The following is a 25,644-nucleotide window of genomic DNA, read 5'->3' on the forward strand; positions in this document are numbered from 1 at the left end:
GGAAGCGGCTCAGAGCTTCTGCGTCGGCCCGTAGACCGGGAAGCGGCGCGTCAGCGCGCTGATCTCGCCGGCGACGCGCGTGATCACCGCGTCGTCGTCGGGCGCCTCCAGCACGTCGGCCATCAGGTTCGCGATCTGCTTCGCCTCGGCGGTGCCGAAGCCGCGCGTCGTCATCGCCGGCGCGCCGATGCGGATGCCGCTCGTCACGAAGGGCTTCTCGGGGTCGTTCGGGATCGCGTTCTTGTTGACGGTCATGTGCGCGCGGCCGAGCACGGCTTCGGCGGCCTTGCCGGTGATCTTCTTGGCGCGCAGGTCGAGCAGGAAGACGTGGCTGTCGGTGCCGCCCGAGACGATGCGCAGGCCGCGCCCGGTCAGGGTCTCGGCCATCGCGCGGGCGTTGGCCTTGACCTGCTGCTGGTAGGCCTTGAACTCGGGCGACATCGCTTCCTTGAAGGCCATCGCCTTCGCGGCGATCACGTGCATCAGCGGGCCGCCCTGGATGCCGGGGAAGATCATCGAGTTCAGCGGCTTCTCGAACTCGGCGCTCGACAGGATCAGGCCGCCGCGCGGGCCGCGCAGCGTCTTGTGCGTGGTGCTGGTGACGAAGTGGGCGATGCCGACCGGGCTCGGGTACTCGCCGGCGGCGACCAGCCCCGCGTAGTGCGCCATGTCCACCAGCAGGTAGGCGCCGACGCGGTCGGCGATGTCGCGAAAGCGCTGCCAGTCGATCACCCGCGAATAGGCCGAGGCGCCCGCGACGATCATCTTGGGCTTGTGCTGCTCGGCGAGCTCGGCGACCTGCGCGTAGTCGATCGTCTCGGTCTCGGGCTCGAGCCCGTAGCTCACCGACTTGTAGAGCTTGCCGCTGAAGTTGACCGTGGCGCCGTGGGTCAGGTGGCCGCCGTGCGCCAGCGACATGCCCAGGATCGTGTCGCCCGGCTGCAGCATCGCCATGTAGACCGCCGCGTTCGCCTGCGAGCCGGAGTGCGGCTGCACGTTCGCGTAGTCCGCGCGGAACAGCGCCTTGGCACGGTCGATGGCAAGTTGCTCCGCGACGTCGACGTGCTCGCAGCCGCCGTAGTAGCGCTTGGCCGGGTAGCCCTCGGCGTACTTGTTGGTCAGCACCGAGCCCTGGACCCGCATCACGTTCGGGCTGACGTAGTTCTCGGAGGCGATCAGCTCGACGTGCTCCTCCTGGCGGTGCAGCTCCTGCTGCATCGCGGCGGCGAGTTCGGGGTCGGCGTCGGCAAGGCTGAGGTAGGCGTCGAACACGGCGGGCTCCGGCTGGTGCGAGTGCTTCGAAGCTGCACTCGATGTGCCGAAAGTCTGGCCGCGTGACGATGGCCTATGTATGAGTCTTTTTGGGCCGGGGCCTAAGCAAGACCAATGAGCCGGCGACCTCGTCCTGCCTAACATGCCGCGACCGCATCCCCGGAAAGCGCCCCGATGGCCGACGCCGCCACCACCCTGCTGCGCAGCATGTTCGACGCAGCCGTCGCAGCGGCGGCGCCCGCGCGCTGCCTCGCGGCGCACCTACCGCCGGCGCCGAAAGGGCGCACGCTGGTGATCGGCGCGGGCAAGGCAGCGGCCTCGATGGCCCAGGCGCTGGAGGCACTTTGGCCCGGCGAGCTCGATGGGATGGTCGTCACCCGTTACGGCCACGCGGTGCCGACCGCGAGGATCGAGGTGGTCGAGGCCGCCCACCCTGTGCCCGATGCCGCCGGCCGGGCCGCCGCCGCGCGGATGCTGCAGCGAGTGCAAGGACTCACGGCCGACGACCTCGTGATCTGCCTGATCTCCGGCGGCGGCTCCTCACTGCTGGCCCTGCCGGCCGAGGGCCTGACGCTCGAGGACAAGCAGCAGGTCAACCGCGCGCTGCTCAAGAGCGGCGCCAACATCACCGAGATGAACTGCGTGCGCAAGCACCTGTCGGCGATCAAGGGCGGCCGGCTCGCCGCGGCCTGCGCGCCGGCCCAGGTGCTGACGCTCACCATCTCCGACGTGCCCGGCGACGACCCGTCGGTGATCGCCTCCGGCCCGACGGTGCCCGACGCGACGACCTGCGAGGACGCGCTCGCGATCCTCGCCAAATATGCAATCACCGAGCCGAAAGCCGCGATCGAGCACATCCGCCGCGGCCACGACGAAAGCCCGAAACCCGGCGACCCCCGGCTGGCCCGCGCGCGGCAGGTGATGGTCGCGACGCCGCAGATGTCGCTGGAGGCGGCCGCGGCGGTCGCGCGCAAGGCCGGCGTCACGCCGCTGATCCTGGGCAACGCGATCGAGGGCGAGGCGCGCGAGATGGCCTTGATGCACGCCGGCATCGCGCGCCAGGTGGTGCAGCACGGCCAGCCGATCGACATGCCCTGCGTGCTGCTCTCGGGCGGCGAGGCGACCGTGACGGTGCGCGGCAAGGGCCGCGGCGGGCGCAACGCCGAGTTCCTGCTCGCGCTCGCGGTCGCGCTGGACGGCGATCCGCGCATGCACGCGATCGCCTGCGACACCGACGGCATCGACGGCACCGAGGACAACGCGGGCGCGCTGCTGACGCCCAGCACGCTCGAGCGCGGGCGCAAGAAAGACCTGCACGCGCCGAGCTACCTCGCCAACAACGACGGCTACAGCTTCTTCAGCGCGCTGGGCGACCTGGTGGTGACCGGCCCGACGCTGACGAACGTCAACGACTTCCGCGCCATCCTGATCACCTGACACCAACCATTCGAGAAGCGAGACAACGCCATGGCCTCCGACATCGACATCGCGCAAGCCGCCACCCTCCAGCGCATCACGCAGGTGGCTGCCCAGAAACTCGACATCGCCGACGAGCACCTCGAGCCCTATGGCCACTACAAGGCCAAGATCTCGCTCGACTACCTCGAATCGATCAAGGACCGCCCGAACGGCAAGCTGATCCTCGTGACCGCGATCAGCCCGACGCCGGCCGGCGAAGGCAAGACGACGACGACCGTGGGCCTGGGCGATGCGCTCAACCGCATCGGCAAGAAGACGATGGTCTGCCTGCGCGAGCCCTCGCTCGGGCCGGTGTTCGGCGTCAAGGGCGGCGCGGCGGGCGGCGGCTACGCGCAGGTCGTGCCGATGGAGGACCTCAACCTCCACTTCACCGGCGACTTCAACGCGATCCAGCTCGCCAACAACCTGCTGGCCGCGATGATCGACAACCACATCCACCACGGCAACGAGCTCGACATCGACGTGCGCCGCATCACCTGGAAGCGCGTGCTCGACATGAACGACCGCGCGCTGCGCGACGTGACGGTCTCGCTCGGCGGCCCGGCCAACGGCTACCCGCGCGAGGACGGCTTCGACATCGTCGTCGCCTCCGAGGTGATGGCGATCTTCTGCCTCGCGACCTCGGTCGCCGATCTGAAGGAGCGGCTCGGCAACATCGTCATCGGCTACACCAAGGCGCAAAAGCCCGTGACCGCGCGCGAGCTCAAGGCGCACGGCGCGATGACCGTGCTGCTCAAGGACGCGATGAAGCCCAACCTCGTGCAGACGCTGGAAAACAACCCGGCGATCCTGCACGGCGGCCCGTTCGCGAACATCGCGCACGGCTGCAACTCGGTGATCGCGACGCAGGCGAGCCTGAAGCTGGCCGACTACGTCGTCACCGAGGCGGGTTTCGGCGCGGACCTCGGCGCCGAGAAGTTCATCGACATCAAGTGCCGCAAGTCGGGCCTGAAGCCCGACGCGGTGGTGATCGTCGCGACGATCCGCGCGCTCAAGTTCCACGGCGGCGTCGACGTGAAGTCGCTCAATACCGAGAACCTGGCCGCGCTCGAGGCCGGCATCGAGAACCTCGAACGCCACGTGCGCAACGTGCGCGAGCACTACGGTCTGCCCTGCGTCGTCTCGATCAACAACTTCACCTTCGACACGCCGGCCGAGCTGAAGCTGCTGCAGGACAGGATGGCCAAGCACGAGGTGCCGGTGATCGTCGCGCGCCACTGGGCCGAGGGCGGCAAGGGCGCCGAGGACGTGGCGCGCGCGGTGGTCGACATCGTCGAGGGCAGGAAGCCGCAGAAGACCGCGGGCTTCCAGTTCGTCTACCCCGACGACGCCCCGCTCATGGACAAGATCTCCGCGATCGCGACCAGGATCTACGGCGCGGCCGGCGTCAGCGCCGACGGCAAGGTCAAGGAGCAGATCAAGAAGCTGCAGGAAGCCGGCTACGGCCATTACCCGGTGTGCGTCGCGAAGACGCAGTACTCGTTCTCGACCGACGCGAACGCCAAGGGCGCGCCGAGCGGGCACACGATCAACATCCGCGAGGTGCGGCTCGCCGCGGGCGCCGAGTTCATCGTGATGATCTGCGGCGACGTCATGACGATGCCCGGCCTGCCCAAGCTGCCCTCGGCCGAGAAGATCGACCTCGACGAGCACGGCAAGGTCGTCGGGCTTTTCTGACCACGCCGCTTCGCGCCATGCTCGCCCCCCGCCTCGGCGACCTGCCGCCGCCGGTGCTCGTCGCGACGACCGCCAATGCCGCGCCGCGCGGCCGGCCGCGCCGCCCGAGCGCGAAGGACGATCTCTCGGCCTGGCTGGCGTGGGCCGACGGCCTGCACCGCCAGACGATCGACATGGGCCTGGAGCGCGTCGTGGCGGTGAAGAACGCGCTCGGCCTCGCGCCCACCGTGCCGGTGATCACCGTGGCCGGCACCAACGGCAAGGGCTCGACCTGCGCGATGCTGGGCTCGATCCTGCAGGCGGGCGGCTTGCGCGTCGGCGTCTACACCTCGCCGCACCTGTTGCGCTACCACGAGCGCGTGCGCATCGACGGCGTGCCGGTGCCCGACGCGCTGCTGTGCGCCGGCTTCGCGCAAGTCGAGGCCGGGCGCGGCGACGTGCCGCTCACCCCCTTCGAGTTCGGCACCCTCGCGGCGATGAGCGTGCTGTGCGAGGCGGGGCTTGACGCGATCGTGCTGGAGGTCGGCCTCGGCGGACGGCTCGACGCGGTCAACGCCTTCGACGCCGATTGCGCGGTGATCACCAGCATCGGCATCGACCATGTCGAGTACCTCGGCCCCACGCGCGAGAGCATCGGCCGCGAGAAGGCCGGCGTGATGCGCGCCGGCCGGCCGGTGGTGAGCGCGGATCCCGAGCCGCCGGCGACGATCGCCGAGGAAGCCGAGCGCATCGGCGCGCGGCTCATCCAGAGCGGGCGCGACTACCGCGTGCGCAGCGAAGGCCCGGGCGATGCGCGACGGCACTGGATCGCGCGCCCCGGCCACCGGCCGATCGAGCTGCCGCCGCCGGCGCTGGCCGGCGAAGTGCAGTGGCACAACGCCGCGGCCTGCGTGATGGCGCTCGACGCGCTGGCCGATCGCCTGCCGCTCGCGCCCGAGGCGATCCGCACCGGCCTGGCACACGCCCGCCTGGCCGGCCGCTTCCAGCGCTGGCGGCGCGACGCGGCCAGCCCCGAGATCGTGCTCGACGTCGCGCACAACGCGCATGCCGCCACGCGGCTGGCCGACACGCTCGCGCGCGAGCCGCTGGGCTCGGCGCACGGCCGCACGTTCGCGGTGTTCTCGATGCTGCGCGACAAGGACATCGAAGACAGCGCACGCGCGCTGACCGCGAGCTTCGACAGCTGGTTCGTCGCCGGGATCGACGACCGCCGCGGCAGCACCGCGGCCGAGCTGGCGTCGGCGCTCGACCGCGCCGGCGTGCAGGGCGTCGTGCAGCTCGCCGGCTCGGTGCCCGAAGCGCTGCGGCGCGCGCTCGCGAAGGCAGGCCGCGACGATCGCATCGTCGTTTTCGGCTCCTTCCTTGCGGTGGCCGCGGGCTTGCGCGAACTCGGGCTCGATCGCTGAGGCGCGGGACCGCGGCGGCGTCCTACAGGCGCGGCCGGCCCGAGCCGATGGCCCGTTCGGCGGCGCGGCGCTGCAATCGACGACGATGCCCGGGACCCTTGCGGACCGATGGCATCGCCCCCGCCAAGGAGTCGTCCATGCCCGGCCTGATCGATCTCGTCCGCCCCAAGGTCCATGCCTTCGACGCCAGCGGCCGCACGCTCGAACGCCGCACCTACCGGATCGACTGCGAGTTGCGCTACGAAGTCGCCGCGCCGACCGAGTTCATCTTCCTCGTGCATGCGCAGGACACCTCGGAGCAGCTGGTGACGCAGGAGTGCCTGAGCTTTCGGCCGGCGCTCGAGCACCGCGTGTTCGAGGACCACGCCCGTGGCCACCGCTTCACGCGGCTTTCGGTCGAGCGCGGCGAGTTCACGCTCAGCTACCGCGCGCTGGTGCGCCGCACGCCGCCCCCCGCGTTGAAGCGGGGGCGCGAAACGCCGATCGCCGAGCTTCCCGACGCGCTGCTGCCGCTGCTGCTGCCGACGCGCTACTGCGAGTCCGACAAGCTGGCTTCGGCCGCGCAGAAGCTCTTCGGCGGCCACGCGCCCGGCCATGCGCGGGTGCAGGCGATCGCCGACTGGATCCACGACAGCATCGAGTACGCCCCCGGAAGCACCGACACGACGACCACCGCCGGCGACGTCTTCGTGCGCCGTGCCGGCGTCTGCCGCGACTTCGCGCACCTGGGCATCGCGATGTGCCGCGCGCTGAACATCCCGGCGCGGCTGGTCGTCGGCCACGCGCCCTTCGAGGCACCGCCGCCGGACTTCCACGCAATCTTTGAAGCCTGGCTCGGCGGACGCTGGGTGGCCTTCGATCCGACGCGGATGTCGCCGGTCGAGGACCTTGTGCGCATCGCCACCGGCCGCGACGCGAAGGACGTGGCCTTCGCGACCTTCTATGGCCCGGCGAAGCTCCTCTCGATGGAGCCGCGCATCGAACGGGTCGACGCCCGCGCCGCCGCCGCGCACCGCGACGGCGCGCCGCTCACAGCAATTCCATCAGCCACTGCGTCCGGCGCTTGAGCCAGATGTCCTGGGTGTTGTCGCGCGCGAAGGCCACGGCCGCGCTGGTCATGCCGGCGAGCTTGGCGCGGTCGCCCGCGAGTTCGACGAAGGCCTCGGCCAGGCCGCCGGCCTCGGGCCAGGGCGTGACGCGCACCGCGCCGCTCGCGCGCGCGAGGTCGTCGAAATAGGTGATGTCGAAGGCGACGATCGGGATGCCGCGGGCCATCGAATCAAAGGCGGCGCGCGGCGTGTCCTCGATCAGCGGCGCGGCGACCGACAGGTGCACGTCGGCCAGGCGCTCGAAGAGCGGCGCGCCGTAGGCGACCGGCGGCTCGAACGACACCGCGTCGCCGAGACCGGCGTCGCGCACCTGGTGCTGCAGGGCTTCGAGGCAGTCGCCGGCGCCGATCAGGCGCAGCCGCACGTCGGCGCCGCGGGCACGCGCGAGGCGAACCGCCTCGACGGCGCGGTCCATGCCCTTGTTCGGCGCGAGCCGGCCGAAATAGCCGACGACGAGCGGCCGGCTCGCATCGCGCGCCGCGGCCTCCTTCGCGGCCAGCTCGTCGGCGTTCAGCACGTGGTGCTCGGCATGCACGGTGTCGTAGAAGTTGCGCACGTTGGGCCGGCCCTGGCCGAAGTCCTTCACCATCGACGCGCTCTTCAGGCACACGAGCGTGAACATGCGCGGCGCCAGCCAGCACTGCAGCCACTTCAGCGGGTCGTACAGGTAGCGGTTGACGAGGTAGCTCTTCAGGCTCCAGCTGCCCAGGCGCCGGTAGCGCTCGGCATGGCGGCGGAAGTCGATGTCGACCATGAAGACGACAGGCTTCTTCGCGAGCCAGCCGGCCAGGTTGACCATCGCCATCAGCGGATGGCCCAGCTGGGTGGACATGCCCGAATGCACGATCGACGCGGTGCGCACCGCGTCGCGCGAGCGCTTCCACACCGGCCGCAGGTGGTGCAGCCAGAAGCCGGGGCGCGACACCGAGGTGGGATAGGCGGGCACGAACTGCACGCCGTCGTCGGCCTCGCTGAGCTCGCCGAGGCCGGGCTTGAGGCGCGCGTACTCGTCGTCGGTCAGCGACGGCGCGATCAGCACCAGCCGTGCGAAGCGCGGGCCGATGCGCAGGCGCAGCTGGCGCAGGTGTTCGGCGAATGCGCTTTCGGTGGCGCAGCGCCCGCCGGCGAGCGGGTAGGCCGGCGCCTGGACGGCCAGCACGTAATCCATCGGCGCGGAGCCGACGGCCGCTTCGGCACGATGGCCGGCGGGAGCGGCCACCTCAGTGAGCACGGCGCGCGCGGCCCTGGGTTTGCATCACGGCGCGCGCCGGCAGCGGCGCGCGCCGGCTCAGCGGCGTGATCGGCGTGACCTCGCGGCGGTCCAGGGCGATGTAGGCGGTGGTGAGCCCGAGCAGGGCCCACAGCAGCCAGTCGTAGCCGGCGGTGGCGATGTGCAGCAGCGTCGCCATCATCGAGGCGACCAGCGCGGCGCCGAGCAGCGTGTCGGACAGCTCGGCGTCGCGCTTGGCTTGCGAGATGCGCCAGGCGGTGAAGCTCGCGACGACCAGCGGCATCACGAACAACGTCAGGCCGACCAGTCCGTTGAACAGCGCGACCGACGCATACGCGTTGACCAGGTCGATGATCCCCTGGCCCTGGCGCAGGCTCTCCATGTCGCGCAGCACCAGCGGGTCGCCGAGGATCGGGTTCTTCAGGATGAGGTTCCAGGACGTCGCGGCGAGCTGCTGGCGGTAGACGACGTTGGTGCTGTCGACGGTGCCGATGAAGGGCATCACGTCCATGATGTCGTCCCCCCAGGGCGAGGCCATCAGAAGCCCGCCGCCGACCATCGCGAGCATCAGCAGCCGCTTGACGTTGGCCGCGCCGCCTGGCGCGAGCGCCGCGCACACGACCGCCGCCATGCCGGCGGCGAGCCAGGGCGCGCGCGAGAACGCGGCGATCAGGCCGAGCCACATCCACGCACCGACGACCCAGGCGGTCTTCGACGAGCCGATCGCGCGGGCCAGCGCGAGCGTCATGCCGAAGGCGATGGCCATGTGGAAACCGAAGGTGATCGAGTGGCCGAGCGAGGTCTGCGCACGCAGCGAATCGCCGCGGAACAGCCAGGCGAAGGGATCGGGCTTGCCCCAGAGCTCGCCCAGGCCCTGGTACAGCAGCCAGGAGCGCATCGTCTCGAACAGCGAGGGCAGCACGAGCACCGCGCACGAGAGCACCATGCAGGCCATCGTCTCGAACAGTGCCGCACGGGTCGTGACGGCACGGCTCAGAACGTAGTAGACGAGGCCGTAGTCGAGCACGAAGTGCAGGCCGCGGCGCAGGATGTTGGTGACCGAGTCGTGGGGCAGCAGCACGACCATCTGCACCAGCAGATAGCCGGCGACACCGATGTCGATCGCACGCAGCGCGCCGGCGTGCTCGCCGGGCCGCGGCTTGTTCCAGAGCTGCAAGGCCACGGGCAGCAGCAGCACCAGGGCCAGCAGGCGCTGATGGCTCAAGTCGAACAGCGCGCCGATGCCGATGGTCGGGATCGCGAGCATCACCGGCGGCACCGCGGTGGCCGCGAGCACGAACAACGCCACCGGGTTCGGCTCGTGCCGCGCAGCCTTGACGACGAGGATCGCGGCAATCGGTGCGTAGATCCAGAAGCTGGGGCTCGCGAAGGCAGCCACGGTGAGCAGCAGCCAGAGGTTGCGCCGCTGTTTGAACAGCTCCTCGGTCATGAAGCGCAACGCGAGCGGCTTCGCGAGGTGGAAGGTCATCCCCGCAAGCACGAGGACGACGACCAGCGCCTTGAGATTGGTCACCATCGGGGGACTTCGGCCGATTGTCGACGTCAGGGCCGCCGCACGCGGCGTCCGGCGTCAGCGCCTTGCGGCACCGGCCGGGATGTCGTTGAGCACCGAGCCGACCACGGCGACGCCGGCCTGCGTCAGGCCGAGCACGAGGTCGTTGAAGCCACTGACGCGCGTCTGCACGGTGCGCGCGATGGCCACCGCGGCGCCGGCGCGCATCGCGATCATCGCGGCCTCCTCGCCGACGGCGATGCTGGGCGTGTCGAGGATGATCACGTCATAGGACGCGCGCACGTGATGCAGCAGCTCCGAGAACGCAGGCCGGTTGATCAGCTCGAGCGGGTTCGGCGGCACCGGACCGGCCGGCAGCACCGACAGACCGACGAGGTCAGGGATGCGCACGATTGCCTCCTCGCGCGAGCGCTGCGCGAGCAGTGTCGACAGGCCGACCTTGTTCTGCAGCATGAACAACTCATGCTGGCGCGGGTTGCGCATGTCGGCGTCGATCAGCAGCGTGCGCTCGCCGAGCTGCGCGAACAGCACCGCGAGATTGGCCGCGAAGTAGCTGCGGCCTTCGCCGCGGCCCGGGCCAACGACCGCGAGCACCTGACGGTCTTCGGTCTTGTCGAACCAGCGCAGGATCAGCTGGCTGCGCACCGCGCGCAGCTGTTCGACCTGGGCGGAAAACGGCTGGTAGGCGGCGACGACTTCCTCGCTGACCGGCTTGTGGTCGGACAGGCGCAGGTAGGCGTAATCGAACTGGCGCGCCAGCGCGTGCTGGATGTCGGCCTCGGTGAGCAGGCCGAGCTTGACCGCGGCCTCGCCGAAGCGCAGGTTGTTCTGGCGCTGCATCCGCACGATCTGCTCGGCGTCGTCGGCCGAAAGCAGACCGGCGTCCATCAGGATCGCCCCGATCGTGCGGTTCGCACGCGGCAGGGTCGGCAGGGTGGCGACGCTCATTCGCATCAGGAAACTCCTATCGCGGGGAGGGCCCGGCGGCCGGCCGGCGGACCGCCGCCGCTGAGGCTGCGGAACACCGGCGCCTTCGAGCCGGCCGGGCGCAGAACGCCCAGCACCGGCACGCCTTCGAGGCCGAGGAGATCGTCGGGGCTGCGCACGCGGCGATCCTTCAGCTCCAGGCCGACGACCGCGCCCAGGCCCACCGCAAGACCGGCCAGGATCGCGACGCCGATGCCCTTGAACAGCTGCTTCAGCGAGGCGGTCGCCGGCTCGACCGCCGGGCTCATGATCTGCACGTTGGCCTGGTTGGTCTGGCTTTCCAGGCTCAGCTGGCTGAGCCGCGTGCGCGCACCTTCGTAGGCGCGCTGCGCGTTCTCGACGTCCTTGACGAGCACCGACATGTCGTCGCGTGCGCCCTTCATGCTGAGCACGCGCGCCTTCTGCGCATCGACGAGCCCCTGCAGCTCGGTGATGCGGCGCTGGTTCTGGCCGCGCATGACCGCCGCGCCGCCGGAGACGCGGCTGATCTCGGCGTTGACCTGGCGCCGCAGGTCGGCGACCTGCGCCTCGAGCGAGATGCGCTGCGGATGGCTGGTGCCGACGATGTTGCTGATCTCGCTGAGCTTGGCCTGCGTGGCCGACAGCTGCATCTTGAGGCTCTGCACCGAGGCCGCCGACTGCGGATCCACCGACATCTCGCCGCTGAGGCCGGGCATGCCGACGCCGGCCTGTGCGGTGGCGAGCTGGGTGACGAGCACGTTCAGCCGGGCGGTCTCCTGGTCAAGCTTGTCGTCGGTGATGCCCTTTTCCTGCTGGTAGTCGGAGAGGCGCTTCTGCGCGGACTCGAGATCGGCACGCAGCACCTTGGACTGCTCCTCGAACCACGCGGCGTACTGCTTGGCCGGCTGCACGCGCAGATCGACCGAGACGTCGAGGTAGGCCTGCGCGATCGCGTTGGCCGCGGCGGCGGCCATCTTCGGGTCCTGGGCGGTGTAGGTCAGGTTGATGAAGTTGCTGCCGCGCGAGGGCTCGACCGTCACACCCTTGACCAGCTGGGCGGCGAGGTAGTGGTCGATCGGCGTCTTGCGCTGGGTGGCTTCTTCCCACTGCTTGACGATCTCTTCCTTCTTGTCGAGGCCCAGCCGCTTCACCGCGCGCACCGCGACGTTCTCGCTGACCAGCATCTCGGACTGCGTGGCCATGAAGCCCGGCTGCACGAGGCCCGGCGCGACCGCGCCGAGGATCGGATCCGGCTTGAAGTCCACCAGCATCGACACCTCGGCCACGTAGCGCTTGGGCTGCAGCAGCGTGAACGCGATGCCGGCGATCGAGATCGCCGCGAACAGCATCAGGAACATCCAGCGCCGCGCCCAGACGATCCTTGCGTATTGCCAAAGGGACATGGTGTGTGACTCGCGAAGGTGGTGGGGTTGGATGGGTGACGGCGCGCGCTCAGAACAGGCTCTCGCGCACGTAGACGACATCGTCGGCGCGCAGCACTTCCTCGAGACCCGGCGTCAGGATCTGCACCTTGCCGTCGGGCCCGCGTCGATGCACCCGGATGCCCTTCTCGGTGCCGCGCTGCGTCAGGCCGCCGGCCGTAGCCAGCGCGCGCATCAGCGTCAAGCCGCGCTCCAGCCGCAGCGCGCCGGGGCGCTGCACTTCGCCGTAGACGAAGAACATCGGCGCGCGATCGACCCAGACGACGTCCTCGTTCTGCAGCAGCACGTCGTTGGTGGTGCGGTCCGGGCCGAAGACCGTCGGCAGATCGACTTCGAAGCGGAAGGGCTTGTTGTTGCGCTTGCCGACCACCGTCACCACGTCGGCGCCGGTCGGGGAGATGCCGCCGGCCAGCGCGAGCAGGTCGGTCAGCCGCATCTCGGCGGTCTCGATCGGGTAGCGGCCTGGGCGCAGCACTTGGCCGAGCACCGAGACCTGGTTGCCGCGCACCGTCGCGACGACGATCGACACCTGCGGCGCCTTGACGAAATTGCCGCTCTTGAGCCCGTCGGCGATCAGCTTTTCGCCTTGGGCGGTAGTGAGGCCGGCGAGCTTGACGGCGCCGAGCAGCGGGAAGGAGATTGAGCCCGATTCGGCGATGCGCGTTTCGATGCTCAGGTCCGGGTTCTGGAACACGGTGATGCGCACCGAGTCGCCGGCTGCAAGCTTGTATTCGGGAGGCGCCGCGGTGGCCGCCGGCGGCGGCGCCTGCCCGACGACGAGGCCCGACATCAGCACCATCGCCAGGCCAGCCAATACCCGCTTCAACGTCTGGATCGATCGCATTCGGAGGACTTTCGGGCAAGGCGGCGAGGGCTCTCGCGAGGCGCCACGCCGCAGGTCAAAGATCAGTGTAAGACCCTAGAACCGGACGGCTGCTACCCCGAAGCCGGGGGACGCGCCGCCCGCATCACAGGCCCGCGGACAAACCGCACGCTCATCGTCCTTATCGACGAGGAGCGACGAACGCCTTGGCCGGCAAGCGGCGTTCCCGCTCCACTCAGCAGCGGATGCCGACGTGCACCGCGACGACGCCGCCGGCGAGGTTGTGCACATCGACGTGGCCAAAGCCGGCCGTCTTCATCATCGACTTCAGCGTCGCCTGGTCGGGATGCATGCGGATCGACTCGGCCAGGTAGCGGTAGCTCTGCGCGTCGCCGGCGACCCAGCGGCCCAACAGGGGCAGCACCTTGAACGAGTACCAGTCGTAGGGCCTGCTCAAGACCTCGGCGGGCTTCGAGAACTCGAGCACCAGCACCCGCCCGCCGGGCCGCAGCACCCGCGCCATCTCGGCGAGCGCCTGCTCCTTGTGCGTCATGTTGCGCAGGCCGAAGGCGACGCTGACGCGGTCGAAGCTCGCGGGAGCGAACGGCAGCCGCTCGGCGTCGCAGATCGCCGTCGGCAGCATCAGGCCTTCGTCGACCAGACGGTCGCGGCCGACGCGCAGCATCGCCTCGTTGATGTCGGTGTGCACGACGAGCCCGTCGCGTCCCACCTTGCGTGCGAAGGCACGCGCGAGGTCGCCGGTGCCGCCCGCCAGATCGAGCACGCGGTCGCCTTCGCGCACCTCGGCGAGCGCGACCGCGTAGGCCTTCCACGCACGATGCAGGCCGAGCGACATCAAATCGTTCATCACGTCGTAGCGCGACGCGACGCTGTCGAAGACGCCGCGCACCCGCCTGGCCTTCTCGGCCTCGTCGACGTCTTCGTAGCCAAAGTGGGTCTGGCTCATCGTCTTCAGTGGTGGTGGCCGCAGGCCGAGCCGGCGGCGTCGGGCATCGGCGCGTCGCGATCGATGCCGGCCGCGGCGAGCCGCGCTTCGTAGTCGCGCCACAGCGCGTCCTGGTTCGCCCCGAGGCGGTAGAGCAGATCCCAGGCGTAGAGGCCCGAGCTGTGGCCGTCGGAGAAGGTCGGCTGCACCGCGTAGTTGCCGATCGGCTCGAGGCCGACGATCTCGACGCCGCGCTTGCCGGTCTGCAGCACTTCCTGCCCCGGGCCGTGGCCCTGCACCTCGGCCGACGGCGAATACACGCGCAGCAGCTCGAACGGGAGCTTGAAATGCGCGCCGTCGGAGAACTCGATCTCCAGCAGCCGCGACTGCTGATGCACGGTCAGCGCGGTGGGCGTCGGGGTGTCGGGGGTGAGGCCAGCCATGGTGTGAATCTCGAGCGACGAGGCCGCCAAAGTTTAGTAGCCGTCCAACGGTGCGAAAGCCGCGGCAACCCGCTCGTCGAGGGCTTCTGGGCTGGCACGCAGGCGCTCGGCGGGCCGCGGCTGCACGGTGCGCTGCGCAGGGCCCCACACCGGTTGCGGCCAGTGGCTGTCCCACTCAAAGCGCGCGATGACATGCCAGTGCAGATGGGGCACGAAGTTGCCGAGGCTCGCGAGATTGACCTTGGCTGGCGCGAGCGCTTCGCGCAGCACCGTCTCGACCGTCGCGACCGCCTGCATGCACGAGCTGCGCTGCGCCGGCGGCAGGTCGGTCCATTCGGCGACGTGCGCGTTCCAGACGACGCGGTAGGTCGCGGGGAAGGCCGCGTCGTCGGGGCGGATCACGCGCAGCTCCGGCCGGCGCACGACGAGCCGGCCGCCGTCTTCGGCGCACAACGGGCAGCCCGCGACGGTGCTCACACCAGCACCCGCTCGATGCCGCCGGCGTTCGCGCGTTCGACGTACCGGGGCATCCAGTCCTCACCCAGGATCTTGCGTGCCATCTCGACGACGATGTAGTCGGCTTCGAGCAGGCCGTTGCTCAGGTCGTCGCCGTAGCGGCTCAGGCCCTGCAGGCAGCTCGGGCACGAGGTCAGCACCTTGATCGGCGCCTCGGCCGCCAGCGCGCCGCTGGCGCGCAAGGCCGCCTCGTCGCGCCGCAGCTCTTCTTCCTTGCGGAAGCGCACCTGCGTCGCGATGTCCGGCCGGGTCACGCCGAAGGTGCCGCTCTCGCCGCAGCAGCGCTCGCTCTTGCGCACCTGCTCGCCAACCAGCGCCTTCACCGTCTTCATCGGCTCCTGCTGCTTCATCGGGCTGTGGCAGGGGTCGTGGTAGAGGTAGGCGCCGGCCTGCGTGGCGTCGAGGCGGATGCCCTTCTCATTGAGGAATTCGTGGATGTCGACGATGCGGCAGCCCGGGAAGATCTTCTCGAACTGGTAGCCCTGCAGCTGGTCGTAGCAAGTGCCGCAGCTCACCACGACGGTCTTGATGTCGAGGTAGTTGAGCGTGTTGGCAACGCGGTGGAACAGCACGCGGTTGTCCGTGATGATCTGCTCGGCCTTGTCCTGCTGGCCGCTGCCGCGCTGCGGGTAGCCGCAGCACAGGTAGCCGGGCGGCAGCACCGTCTGCACGCCGGCGTGCCAGAGCATCGCCTGCGTCGCGAGGCCGACCTGCGAAAACAGGCGCTCCGAGCCGCAGCCGGGGAAGTAGAAGACGGCCTCGCTGTCGGCGGTGGTCGAGCGCGGATCGCGGATCACAGGCACGTAGTCGGCGTCCTCGATGTCCAGCAGCGCCCGCGCGCTGCGCTTGGGCAGACCGCCAGGCATCTTCTTGTTGACGAAGTGGATCACCTGCGCCTTGAGCGGCGCGCGGCCGACGGTCGCCGGCGGCGCGCTCGTCTGCTTGCGCGCCGCGCGCTTGAGCACCTCGTGCGCGAGCCGCTGCGCGCGGAAGCCGATGCCCACCATCGCGCGGCGCATTGCGCGGATCGTGTCGGGGTTCTTCGCGTTCAGGAAGAACATCGCCGCGGCATTGCCCGGACGGAAGCTCTTCTGCCCCATCTTGCGCAGCAGGTTGCGCATCGCCATCGAGACGTCGCCGAAGTCGATGTTCACCGGGCAGGGCGAGAGGCACTTGTGGCAGACGGTGCAGTGGTCGGCCACGTCCTCGAACTCCTCCCAGTGCTTGAGGCTCACGCCGCGCCGCGTCTGCTCCTCGTAGAGGAAGGCCTCGACCAGCAGCGAGGTCGCGAGGATCTTGTTGCGCGGGCTGTAGAGCAGGTTCGCGCGCGGCACGTGGGTCGCGCAGACGGGCTTGCACTTGCCGCAGCGCAGGCAGTCCTTGATGCTTTCGCTGATCGCGCCGATGTCGCTTTGCTGAAGGATCAGCGACTCGTGGCCCATCAGCCCGAAGCTGGGCGTGTAGGCGTGGCTCAGGTCGGCCGCCAGCACGTCCTCGCCGAGCGTCTTCAGGGCCGCGCCGCGCAGCAGCTTGCCCTTGTTGAAGCGGCCCTCGGGATCGACGCGCTGCTTGTAGTCGGTGAAGGCGGCGATCTCGTCGTCGCTGAGGAACTCGAGCTTGGTGATGCCGATGCCGTGCTCGCCGCTGATGACGCCGTCGAGCCGGCGCGCCAGCGCCATGATCCGCGCGACCGCCTCCTGCGCCGTCTGCAGCATCGCGTAGTCGTCGCTGTTGACGGGGATGTTGGTGTGCACGTTGCCATCGCCGGCGTGCATGTGCAGGGCGACCCACACCCGGCCGTGCAGCACCTGTTTGTGGATCGCGCGGCAGGCGTCGACGACGGGCGCCAGCGCGGCGCCGGCGAACAGCGCCTGCAACGGCTTCAGGATCTGCGTCTTCCACGAGGCGCGCAGCGTGTCGTCCTGGATCAGCTCGAAGAAGCTGCGGCCTGCGGGTTGCACGACGTCCAGCCCGTGCAGCCAGCCATTCCACAGCGCCCTCACCTCGCGCAGCAGCGCGAGCGAGCGCTGCACACGGTCTTCGAGCAGCTCGGCGCTCGGGATCTCGCCCGCGTCGTCGTTCTTGCCCAGAGGCAGCGCGCCCTTGTCGAAGAAGGCCTCGAGCGCATCGACCAGTTCGAGCTTGTTGCGCAGGCTCAGCTCGACGTTGATGCGCTCGATGCCCTCGGTGTACTCGCCCATCCGGTGCAGCGGGATCACCACGTCCTCGTTGATCTTGAAGGCGTTGGTGTGCTTGCTGATCGCGGCGGTCCGCTTGCGGTCGAGCCAGAACTTCTTGCGGGCGTCGGCGCCGACCGCCACGAAGCCCTCGCCGTGGCGCGAATTCGCGAGGCGCACCACTTCGCTGGCCGCGCGTGCGACGACGTCCGGGTCGTCGCCGGCGATGTCGCCGATCAGCACCATCTTCGGCAACGTGGCCCGCTTCGACTTGGTCGCGTAGCCCACCGCCTTCAGATAGCGGTCGTCCAGGTGTTCGAGGCCCGCGAGGATGGCGCCGCCGCTCCTGCCCTGCTCGAACATGTAGTCCTTGATGTCGACGATGCTCGGCACCGCGTCCTTCGCGTTGCCGAAGAACTCCAGGCAGACGGTGCGCGTGTGCGCCGGCATGCGGTGGACGATCCAGCGCGCGCTGGTGATGAGCCCGTCGCAGCCTTCCTTCTGGATGCCGGGCAGGCCGGCGAGGAACTTGTCGGTGACGTCCTTGCCGAGGCCCTCCTTGCGGAAGACGCTGCCGGGGATGTCGAGCCGCTGCGTGCGTTCCAGCGTGCGGCCGTCGGCCGCGAAATGGCGCAGCTCGAAGCTCGCCATCGGCGCATCGTGGATCTTGCCGAGGTTGTGGTCGAGCCTCACGACTTCGAGCCACTTCGCCTCGGGCGTCACCATGCGCCAGCTCGCGAGGTTGTCGAGCGCGGTGCCCCACAGGACCGCCTTCTTGCCGCCGGCGTTCATCGCGATGTTGCCGCCGATGCAGCTGGCTTCGGCCGAGGTCGGATCGACCGCGAAGACCTGCCCCGCACGCTCGGCGGCGTCGGCGACGCGCTGTGTCACGACGCCGGCTTCGCTCCAGATCGTCGGCACCTTGTGGGCGACGCCGGGCAGCTCGACCCACTCGACCTCGCTCATCGCTTCGAGCTTCTCGGTGTTGATCACCGCGCTCTTCCAGGTGAGCGGGATGGCGCCGCCGGTGTAGCCGGTGCCGCCGCCGCGCGGGATGATCGTCAGGCCCAGCTCGATGCAGCCCGCCACCAGCGCGGCCATCTCGGCTTCGGAGTCGGGCGTCAGCACGACGAACGGGTATTCGACGCGCCAGTCGGTCGCGTCGGTCACGTGCGAGACGCGGCTCAGCGCGTCGAACTTGATGTTGTCCTTCGCGGTGCGGCGGCCCAGCTTGCGCGCGGTGCGCTGGCGCAGCCGGCTCACCGCGTCGAAGCCGCGCGCGAAGCGATCGACGGCTTCCCGCGCCATCGCGAGCAGCTCCATCACGCGGCGGTGGCGCAGCGCGGATTCGGCGTCGAGTTCGGCCTCGTCCTTGTCGGCGCGGCGGCGGTCGATTTCCCCGAGGCGGTGCTGCAGCGCCTCGACGAGCAGACGCTGGCGCTTCGGGTTGTCGAGCAGGTCGTCCTGCAGGTAGGGGTTGCGCTGGACGACCCAGATGTCGCCGAGCACCTCGTAGAGCATGCGCGCCGAACGGCCGGTGACGCGCTCGGCGCGCAGCTCGTGCAGCAGCTCCCAGGCGCGCACGCCGAGCAGGCGCTGCACGATCTCGCGATCGGAGAACGAGGTGTAGTTGTAGGGAATCTCGCGCAGCCGGGCCGTGGGCTCGGCTGCGGCGCCGGAAGCGATGGCCGGGGCGAGCGCGGAATGCAGAGGCAGGGGGGCGTTCATCGAGCCGGCGGCGCGGGAGGGCTTGCGATTATCGCGGCGCAGCATGGCCGCGCGCGGCGCGCGGGCTCATGGGCCGGGAGGCGTCGGGCGTGCCCGAGCGGGCCGTTCGAGCCGCCGCGATCAAGGCGCGCGAAGCCTTGGCGTGATGCGGCGAGCGTTGCCACGCATCAGGGCACGACGCTGTGCGGCGCGACCGAGGCTTCGGCGCCGAGCGCCTCCTCGGCCGCTTCGAGCGCCGGCAGGGCGGTGGTCGCGCGAATGACGGGGTGCCGCGACGCGGCCAGCGCGAGCAGCAGCGCGCCGCCCCCCGCGAAGGCGAGCGAGGCACGCAGGCCGACGTGCTCGCCGAGCCAGCCGCCGATCAGCGCGCCGGGGCCGGCGGGGATCAGGATCAGCCAGCGCATCGTGCTCGTCATGCGCCCGAGCAATTCCGGCGGCGTGATCGCCTGCCGCAACGCGAGGAAGTTGATGAAGATCAGCACCGCGCCGAGCCCGAAGCACAGCAGCATCGCGGCGAACACCGCCGTGCCGAAGGCGTTCGCCGGCGCCAACGCCAGCGCGCCCCAGCCGAGCCCGCAGATCGCCACCCCGAGCACCAGGCAGGGCCCCGGCCCGAGCCGCGTCGAGAGGCGGTTGCCGAACGCGCTGGCCGCCACCGTGCCGACGCCGAGCCCGACGAACGCGAGCCCGACCTGCGATTCACTCAGACCGAGCACGCGCGTCGCGAACAGGATCTGCACGACGATCGCCGCGTGATGGCACATCTGCCACAGGCCGACGGTCGCGGCCAGCGCCACCAGCAGCGGCGTGCCGCGCACGAACGACAGCCCCGCGCGCAGATCGGGCCAGAAGCGGCGCTCGGGCCGCGCCTCGAGCCGCTCGTGCACCTTCACGCCGCGCAGGATCGCCACGGAGGCGATCAGCAGCAGCGCGTCGACCAGCAAGGCCAGCGGCGCGCCGACCAGCTTGATCAGCGCTCCGGCCGCGCCCGGCCCCGCGACTTCCGCGCCCGAAGTCGCGAGCGAGTTCTTCGCATGCGCCTCGACCAGCCGCTCGCGCGCCACCACCTGCGTCAGCACGATCTGCGCGGCCGAGCCGGCCGTGACGTGGATGCTGCCCATCACGAAGGCGGCCGCGTACATCCACGGCATGCCGAGCCAGCCGGCCCACCAGGCCAGCGGCACGCTCGCCACCACCAGCGCGATGCTCGCCTCGCCGGCCACGTAGACCGGCAGCTTCCTGACGCGGTCCAGCCACACGCCGCAGGGCAGCGACAGCAGCACGAAGGGCAGGATCTCGATCGTCGTGAGCCAGCCCATCTGCGTGGGCGTGGCGTCGAGCAGCACGGCCGCGGTCAGCGGCAGCGCAAGCATCGTGACCTGCGCGCCGAAGGAGCTGATCAGGATCGAGCTCCACAGGCGGCGGTAGACCGCGTCTCGGAGCAGGTCGTCGGGCGCGAGTCGCAGCCGGCGGGCGATCCTCTCGATCAGTGGCGTGATGAACGACTGCAGGCGCGCCTCAACTGCGGTAGTCGGCGTTGATCTTGACGTAGTCGTACGAGAAGTCGCAGGTCCAGACGACGGCGCAGGGCTTGCGGTCGCTGGGGCCGCGATGCAGGTCGACGCGCACCGTGATCTCGGCGCGCTTCATCACGCGCGCGCCGTCGGCCTCCTGGTAGTCCGGATGGCGGCCGCCCTTCGTCGCGACGTGCACGTCGTCGAGCCAGAGGTCGATCAGGCCCTGATCGAGATCGTCGATGCCCGCGTAGCCGACCGCCGCGAGGATGCGGCCCAGGTTCGGGTCGCTCGCGAAGAACGCGGTCTTGACCAGCGGCGAGTGGGCGATCGCGTAGGCGACCTGCCTGCACTCGGCCTCGTTCGCGCCGCCGTCGACCTGCACGGTGATGAACTTGGTCGCGCCCTCGCCGTCGCGCACGATGGCCTGCGCGAGCTGCTGCGACACCGCGACGATCGCCTCGCGCAGCGTGGCGGCTTCGGGCGAGCCGGCGTCGGTGATCTCGGTGTGCGCGGCCTGGCGCGTGGCGACGAGCACGAAGCTGTCATTCGTCGAGGTGTCGCCATCGACGGTGATGCGGTTGAACGAGGCGTCGGCCGCCTCGCTGACCAGCGCCTGCAGCAACGACGGCGCGATGTGCGCGTCGGTCGCGACGAAGCCGAGCATCGTCGCCATGTTGGGCCGGATCATCCCGGCGCCCTTCGCGATGCCGGTGACGGTAACGACCTCGCCTTCGATCAGCACCTGCTTCGACGCGCCCTTGGGCACCGTGTCGGTGGTCATGATCGCGGTGGCCGCGTCCGCCCAGCGCTCGGCGCCGCGGTCGGCCAACGCCGCCGGCAGCGCCGCTTCGATGCGATCGTTCGGCAGCGTTTCCATGATCACGCCGGTGGAGAACGGCAGCACCTGCTCGGGCGCCAGGTTCATGTGGCGCGCGAGCGCGATGCAGGTCGAGCGGGCGCGCACCAGGCCGTCTTCGCCGGTGCCGGCGTTGGCGTTGCCGGTGTTGACGACGATCGCGCGGATGCCGTGGTCCGCGGCAAGGTGCTTGCGGCACAGCTGCACCGGCGCGGCGCAGAAGCGGTTCTTCGTGAACACGCCGGCGACCGCCGAGCCTTCGGCGAGCGTGAGCACCGTCAGGTCGCGTCGCATCGCCTTGCGCACCCCCGCCATCGCGATGCCGATCTCGACGCCGGGCACGGCATGCAACGAAGCAGGATCGGGCGCGGCGAGGTTCACGGGCATGGGGGTCTCCGGTCGAGGGGCCGGATTCTAGGGAGCCGGCCACGCCGGCATCGTGACGCGGGGGCGCCGCGCCTTGGCGCCGATAGACTGGTCCGCATGAAGCCGAACGCGCTGCTCGCCACCGTGATGCTGCTTGCCTTGACGAGCACGCGGCTCGACGCCGCGCCTGCCGCACCGCCTCCGGCCAACCCCTTGCCGCGCACACCGATGGACGCCACCGCCGATGCCGGCGCCGCGAAGGCCACGGCCCCCCGCCGCGTGCTGATTTCCGGCCACAGCCTGACCGACCAGCCGCTGCCCGACTACCTCGCGGCGATCGCACAGAGCCAGGGCCTGCCCTGGGACTGGCAACGGCAGTACGTGGTCGGCTCGTCGATCAAGGACCGCAGCGCGGGCCGGCCGAGCAACCCGGATCAGGCGCCGTGGAACGGCTACCGCAGTGGGCTCAACCGCAGTGGCGAGAACCTCGACATGCTCAAGGAGCTGCGCGCCGCCGGGGCCGGCCCGGAGCCTTACGACACGCTGCTGATCACCGAGCAGCACAGCGTGCTGGGCGGGCTGGTGTGGAACGACACGGTGCGTCACCTGCGCCACTTCCACGATCGCTTCATCGAAGCGAATCCACGCGGGCGCACCTGGTTCTACGAGTCGTGGTTCGGCATCGACGACAAGGCCGACCCGCGGCGCTGGATCGACTACGAGCGCGCCGCCTCCGTCGTATGGCGCTGCGTCGCGACGCGCATCAACGTGTCGCTCGAAGCCGAGGGCCGCGCCGATCGCATCCAGGCGCTGCCGGCAGGCCGCGCACTGGCGCATCTGGTCGAGCGCGCCACGGTCGCGCCGGGCGTCGAAGGACTGAGCGGCACCTCGCTCGACACGCCCGAAGCGCGCCGTGCCACCGTCGACAAGCTGGTGCGCGACGACGTGCACCTGACGCCGCTGGGGCTGTACTACGTCGCGCTCGTCACCTCGGCGGCGCTCACGCAAGCACCGCAGGCGGCGAGCTGGGCGCCGCCCGAGATCGACGCGGCGACCGCCGCGGCGCTGCAGCGCGAGGCATCGGCCTTCGTCGAGCAATGGCGCAAGGAGGCCGCGCGGGAAGACCTCGCCGCCTGCCGCCGCTTCGTGCAGCGCGACTTCATCCGCATCTACTGGAGCTACCTGCGCGACAAGGACTGGATCGAGAAGCAGGGCCGGCTGCGTGCGAGCCTGCGCTGGCTGACGCAGTCGGTGCAGTGGCAATGGCGCATGGCGCGCGACAACGCGGCGAATCCGTTCTGGTACGACGCGGCCAGCGACAAGAGCTACTGGCTGCCTCCGCCCTGAGCGATCGGGATCGGTTCAGGCCAGCCGGCCGTGGCAGTGCTTGTACTTCTTGCCACTGCCGCAGGGGCAGGGGTCGTTGCGGCCGGCGCGCGGCGCGTCGCTCGCCGCAAGCCTCGTCGCGACCGCGGTGGCCACATCGGCCTCGGTTTCGACGCTGCCGTCCTCGTTCGGGTGCGTGTAGGCGAGGTTGCTCACCGCCTCGGCCTGCTGCAGGGCCTGCTGGGCCGCGACCTCGACCTCTTCGCTGCTGCGGATGCGCACCGTCATCAGCAGGCGGGTCACGTCCATCTTGACGGTGTCGAGCAGCGTCGCGAACAGCTCGAAGGCCTCGCGCTTGTACTCCTGCTTCGGGTTCTTCTGCGCGTAGCCGCGCAGGTGGATGCCCTGCCGCAGATAATCGAGCGCGGCGAGATGTTCGCGCCAGTGGCTGTCGATCGACTGCAGCAGGACCGCGCGCTCGAAGGCCGCGAACTGCTCGGCGCCGACGACTTCGATCTTGTCGGCATAGGCCTTGTCCGCCGTGACGACGACCTTCTCGACGATGTCGTCGGCATCGATCGCGTCGCTTTTCTCGACCTCGCTCGCGAGCGGCAGATCGAGCAGCCATTCGTCGCGCAGCGTCTTCTCCAGGCCCGGCAGATCCCACTGCTCTTCGACGCTTTCGGCCGGCACGAAGCTGCGGACCACGTCGGTCATCGCGCCACGGCGCAGGTTCGCGATCTGCGCGGCGAGGTCGTTCGATTCGAGGATGTCGTTGCGCTGCTGGTAGATGACCTTGCGCTGGTCGTTGGCGACGTCGTCGTACTCCAGCAGCTGCTTGCGGATGTCGAAGTTGCGCGCCTCGACCTTGCGCTGCGCGCCTTCGATGCTGCGCGAGACGATGCCGGCCTCGATCGCCTCGCCCTCGGGCATCTTGAGGCGTTCCATGATCGCCTTGACGCGATCGCCCGCGAAGATGCGCATCAGCGGGTCTTCGAGCGAGAGATAGAAGCGCGAGGCACCCGGGTCGCCCTGGCGGCCCGAGCGGCCGCGCAGCTGGTTGTCGATGCGGCGCGACTCGTGGCGCTCGGTCGCGACGATGCGCAGGCCGCCCGCGGCCTTGACCTGCGCGTTGAGCCCGGCCCATTCGTCCTTGAGCTGCTGGATGCGCGCGGCCTTGTCGGCGGCGGCGATCGACTCGTTCGCCTCGATGAACTGGATCTGCTTCTCGACGTTGCCGCCGAGCACGATGTCGGTGCCGCGGCCGGCCATGTTGGTCGCGATCGTCACGGTGCCGGGCCGGCCGGCCTGGGCAATGATCTCCGCCTCGCGCGCATGCTGCTTGGCGTTGAGCACCGCGTGCGGCAGCTTCTGCTGTTCCAGCAGCTTCGACACCAGCTCGGAGTTCTCGATCGAGGTGGTGCCCACGAGCACCGGCTGCCCACGCTCGTGGCAATCGCGGATGTCCTCCACCACCGCGGCATAGCGCTCGCGGCTGGTCTTGTAGACGAGGTCGAGCTCGTCTTTGCGGATCGTCGGGCGGTTCGGCGGGATCACCACCGTCTCGAGCCCGTAGATCTCCTGGAATTCGTAGGCCTCGGTGTCGGCGGTGCCCGTCATGCCGCCGAGCTTGGCGTACATGCGAAAGTAGTTCTGGAAAGTGATCGAGGCGAGGGTCTGGTTCTCCGCCTGTATCTGCACGCCTTCCTTCGCCTCGACGGCCTGGTGCAGGCCGTCGCTCCAGCGCCGGCCAGTCATGAGCCGCCCGGTGAACTCGTCGACGATGATCACTTCGCCGTTTTGCACGACGTAGTGCTGGTCGCGGTGGTACAGGTGCCGCGCGCGCAGCGCGGCGTACATGTGGTGCATCAGCGTGATGTTGGCGGCGTCGTAGAGGCTCGCGCCTTCGGCCAGCAGGCCGGCCTGCGACAGCAGCTGCTCCGCGCGCTCGTGGCCGGCTTCGGTCAACACCACCTGATGCGTCTTCTCGTCGGCGGTGAAGTCGCCCGCCTCAATGACGCCTTCGCCGGTGCGCGGGTCAGCCTCGCCGATCTGCTTCTTGAGCTGCGGCGCGATCGCGTTGATCTTCAGGTAGACCTCGGTCTGGTCCTCGGCCTGGCCGCTGATGATCAGCGGCGTGCGCGCCTCGTCGATCAGGATCGAATCGACTTCGTCGACGATCGCGAAGTTGAGCTTGCGCGCGCAGACGCGGTCGGCCACCTCGGTGACCATGTTGTCGCGCAGGTAGTCGAAGCCGAACTCGTTGTTGGTGCCGTAGGTGATGTCGGCGGCGAACGCGGCCTGCTTCTCCTCGCGGCTCAGGCCCGGCACGTTGATGCCGACCGTCAGGCCGAGGAAGGTGTAGACGCGGCCCATCCATTCGGCGTCGCGGCGCACGAGGTAGTCGTTCACCGTCACCAGATGCACGCCCTGCCCGGCCAGCGCATTCAGGTAGATCGGCAGCGTCGCCATCAGCGTCTTGCCCTCGCCGGTGCGCATCTCGGCGATCTTGCCGGCGTGCAGCGCCATGCCGCCGATCAGTTGCACGTCGAAGTGGCGCATCTTGAGCACGCGTTTGCTCGCCTCGCGCACGACGGCGAAGGCTTCGGGCAGCAGGCTGTCGAGCGTGGCGCCTTCGGCGACGCGACGCTTGAGGGTGTCGGTGCGCGCGCGCAAGGCGGCATCGTCCAGCGCTTCGAGCGAGCCTTCGAGCGCGTTGACCTGCTCGACGACGCGCCGGTATTGCTTGAGCAGCCGCTCGTTGCGGCTGCCGAAGATCGAGGTCAGGAGTTTGGGCAGCATGCGGGCATCGTTCGATCAAGGCTCGGCGCGGTTGCCGAGAAGCGCG

At 70.0% G+C, this 25,644-nt stretch carries 18 protein-coding genes; 5 read left to right on the plus strand and 13 right to left on the minus strand.

Annotation, left to right across the window (positions count from 1 at the left end; all coding sequences use genetic code 11):
* Window positions 1–9 precede the first annotated feature (9 nt).
* Window positions 10–1,272, minus strand: a complete 1,263-nt coding sequence (gene glyA / locus VFR90_RS09175; RefSeq protein WP_326405815.1) for a serine hydroxymethyltransferase — start codon at window positions 1,270–1,272, stop codon at window positions 10–12.
* Window positions 1,273–1,446: 174 nt separating this feature from the next.
* On the opposite strand from glyA, the gene VFR90_RS09180 reads away from it, so the two are divergent.
* The 4 genes from VFR90_RS09180 to VFR90_RS09195 all read left to right on the plus strand — a co-directional run bounded on the left by VFR90_RS09180 (window position 1,447) and on the right by VFR90_RS09195 (window position 6,901).
* Entirely contained in the window at window positions 1,447–2,709 is a 1,263-nt protein-coding gene (locus VFR90_RS09180; protein WP_326405816.1) for a glycerate kinase type-2 family protein, read from the plus strand.
* A 30-nt stretch (window positions 2,710–2,739) separates the two neighbouring features.
* Window positions 2,740–4,428 (plus strand): formate--tetrahydrofolate ligase, encoded by a 1,689-nt coding sequence (locus VFR90_RS09185; RefSeq protein WP_326405817.1) that lies wholly within the window; start codon window positions 2,740–2,742, stop codon window positions 4,426–4,428.
* Between the two features lie 17 nt (window positions 4,429–4,445).
* Window positions 4,446–5,834 carry a bifunctional tetrahydrofolate synthase/dihydrofolate synthase gene (gene folC / locus VFR90_RS09190; protein WP_326405818.1) on the plus strand — a complete coding sequence of 463 codons (1,389 nt, stop codon included), beginning with the start codon at window positions 4,446–4,448 and terminating at the stop codon, window positions 5,832–5,834.
* Window positions 5,835–5,971: 137 nt separating this feature from the next.
* Window positions 5,972–6,901 (plus strand): transglutaminase-like domain-containing protein, encoded by a 930-nt coding sequence (locus VFR90_RS09195; protein ID WP_326405819.1) that lies wholly within the window; start codon window positions 5,972–5,974, stop codon window positions 6,899–6,901.
* Here the strand turns inward: VFR90_RS09195 and VFR90_RS09200 are convergent.
* The 11 genes from VFR90_RS09200 to argJ all read right to left on the minus strand — a co-directional run bounded on the left by VFR90_RS09200 (window position 6,864) and on the right by argJ (window position 21,491).
* A complete protein-coding gene (locus VFR90_RS09200) occupies window positions 6,864–8,111 on the minus strand; it encodes a glycosyltransferase (RefSeq protein WP_326405820.1) in 1,248 nt (415 codons plus the stop codon). The two genes, VFR90_RS09195 and VFR90_RS09200, sit on opposite strands and share 38 nt — an antisense overlap.
* 52 nt (window positions 8,112–8,163) lie before the next feature.
* Window positions 8,164–9,711 (minus strand): O-antigen ligase family protein, encoded by a 1,548-nt coding sequence (locus VFR90_RS09205; protein WP_326405821.1) that lies wholly within the window; start codon window positions 9,709–9,711, stop codon window positions 8,164–8,166.
* Between the two features lie 54 nt (window positions 9,712–9,765).
* Window positions 9,766–10,656: a chain length determinant protein tyrosine kinase EpsG gene (gene epsG, locus VFR90_RS09210; protein ID WP_326405822.1), complete on the minus strand. Its 891-nt coding sequence runs from the start codon at window positions 10,654–10,656 to the stop codon at window positions 9,766–9,768.
* Between the two features lie 5 nt (window positions 10,657–10,661).
* Window positions 10,662–12,059, minus strand: a complete 1,398-nt coding sequence (locus VFR90_RS09215; RefSeq protein ID WP_326405823.1) for a hypothetical protein — start codon at window positions 12,057–12,059, stop codon at window positions 10,662–10,664.
* A 49-nt stretch (window positions 12,060–12,108) separates the two neighbouring features.
* Entirely contained in the window at window positions 12,109–12,942 is an 834-nt protein-coding gene (gene epsE, locus VFR90_RS09220) for a polysaccharide export protein EpsE (protein ID WP_326405824.1), read from the minus strand.
* Between the two features lie 214 nt (window positions 12,943–13,156).
* A complete protein-coding gene (gene ubiE, locus VFR90_RS09225; RefSeq protein ID WP_326405826.1) occupies window positions 13,157–13,888 on the minus strand; it encodes a bifunctional demethylmenaquinone methyltransferase/2-methoxy-6-polyprenyl-1,4-benzoquinol methylase UbiE in 732 nt (243 codons plus the stop codon).
* Between the two features lie 5 nt (window positions 13,889–13,893).
* Window positions 13,894–14,310 carry a gamma-butyrobetaine hydroxylase family protein gene (locus VFR90_RS09230; protein ID WP_326405827.1) on the minus strand — a complete coding sequence of 139 codons (417 nt, stop codon included), beginning with the start codon at window positions 14,308–14,310 and terminating at the stop codon, window positions 13,894–13,896.
* Between the two features lie 33 nt (window positions 14,311–14,343).
* Entirely contained in the window at window positions 14,344–14,787 is a 444-nt protein-coding gene (locus VFR90_RS09235; protein WP_326405828.1) for an HIT family protein, read from the minus strand.
* Complete coding sequence (locus VFR90_RS09240) at window positions 14,784–18,731, minus strand: DUF3683 domain-containing protein (RefSeq protein WP_326405829.1); 3,948 nt, start codon at window positions 18,729–18,731, stop codon at window positions 14,784–14,786. Before VFR90_RS09240 ends, VFR90_RS09235 begins: the two co-directional genes overlap by 4 nt.
* Before the next feature lie 167 nt (window positions 18,732–18,898).
* On the minus strand, window positions 18,899–20,242 hold the full coding sequence (locus VFR90_RS09245; RefSeq protein ID WP_326405863.1) for an MFS transporter: 1,344 nt from the start codon (window positions 20,240–20,242) through the stop codon (window positions 18,899–18,901).
* Window positions 20,243–20,249: 7 nt separating this feature from the next.
* Window positions 20,250–21,491 carry a bifunctional glutamate N-acetyltransferase/amino-acid acetyltransferase ArgJ gene (gene argJ / locus VFR90_RS09250; protein WP_326405830.1) on the minus strand — a complete coding sequence of 414 codons (1,242 nt, stop codon included), beginning with the start codon at window positions 21,489–21,491 and terminating at the stop codon, window positions 20,250–20,252.
* A 96-nt stretch (window positions 21,492–21,587) separates the two neighbouring features.
* Here argJ and VFR90_RS09255 point away from each other — a divergent pair, with 96 nt between their 5' ends.
* Window positions 21,588–22,817: a hypothetical protein gene (locus VFR90_RS09255; RefSeq protein ID WP_326405831.1), complete on the plus strand. Its 1,230-nt coding sequence runs from the start codon at window positions 21,588–21,590 to the stop codon at window positions 22,815–22,817.
* 15 nt (window positions 22,818–22,832) lie between these two features.
* Here VFR90_RS09255 and secA read toward each other — a convergent pair whose 3' ends face one another.
* Window positions 22,833–25,598, minus strand: a complete 2,766-nt coding sequence (gene secA, locus VFR90_RS09260) for a preprotein translocase subunit SecA (RefSeq protein ID WP_326405832.1) — start codon at window positions 25,596–25,598, stop codon at window positions 22,833–22,835.
* Window positions 25,599–25,644: the final 46 nt, after the last annotated feature.

This window comes from Methylibium sp. (assembly GCF_035762065.1).
Lineage (GTDB): Bacteria > Pseudomonadota > Gammaproteobacteria > Burkholderiales > Burkholderiaceae_C > Methylibium.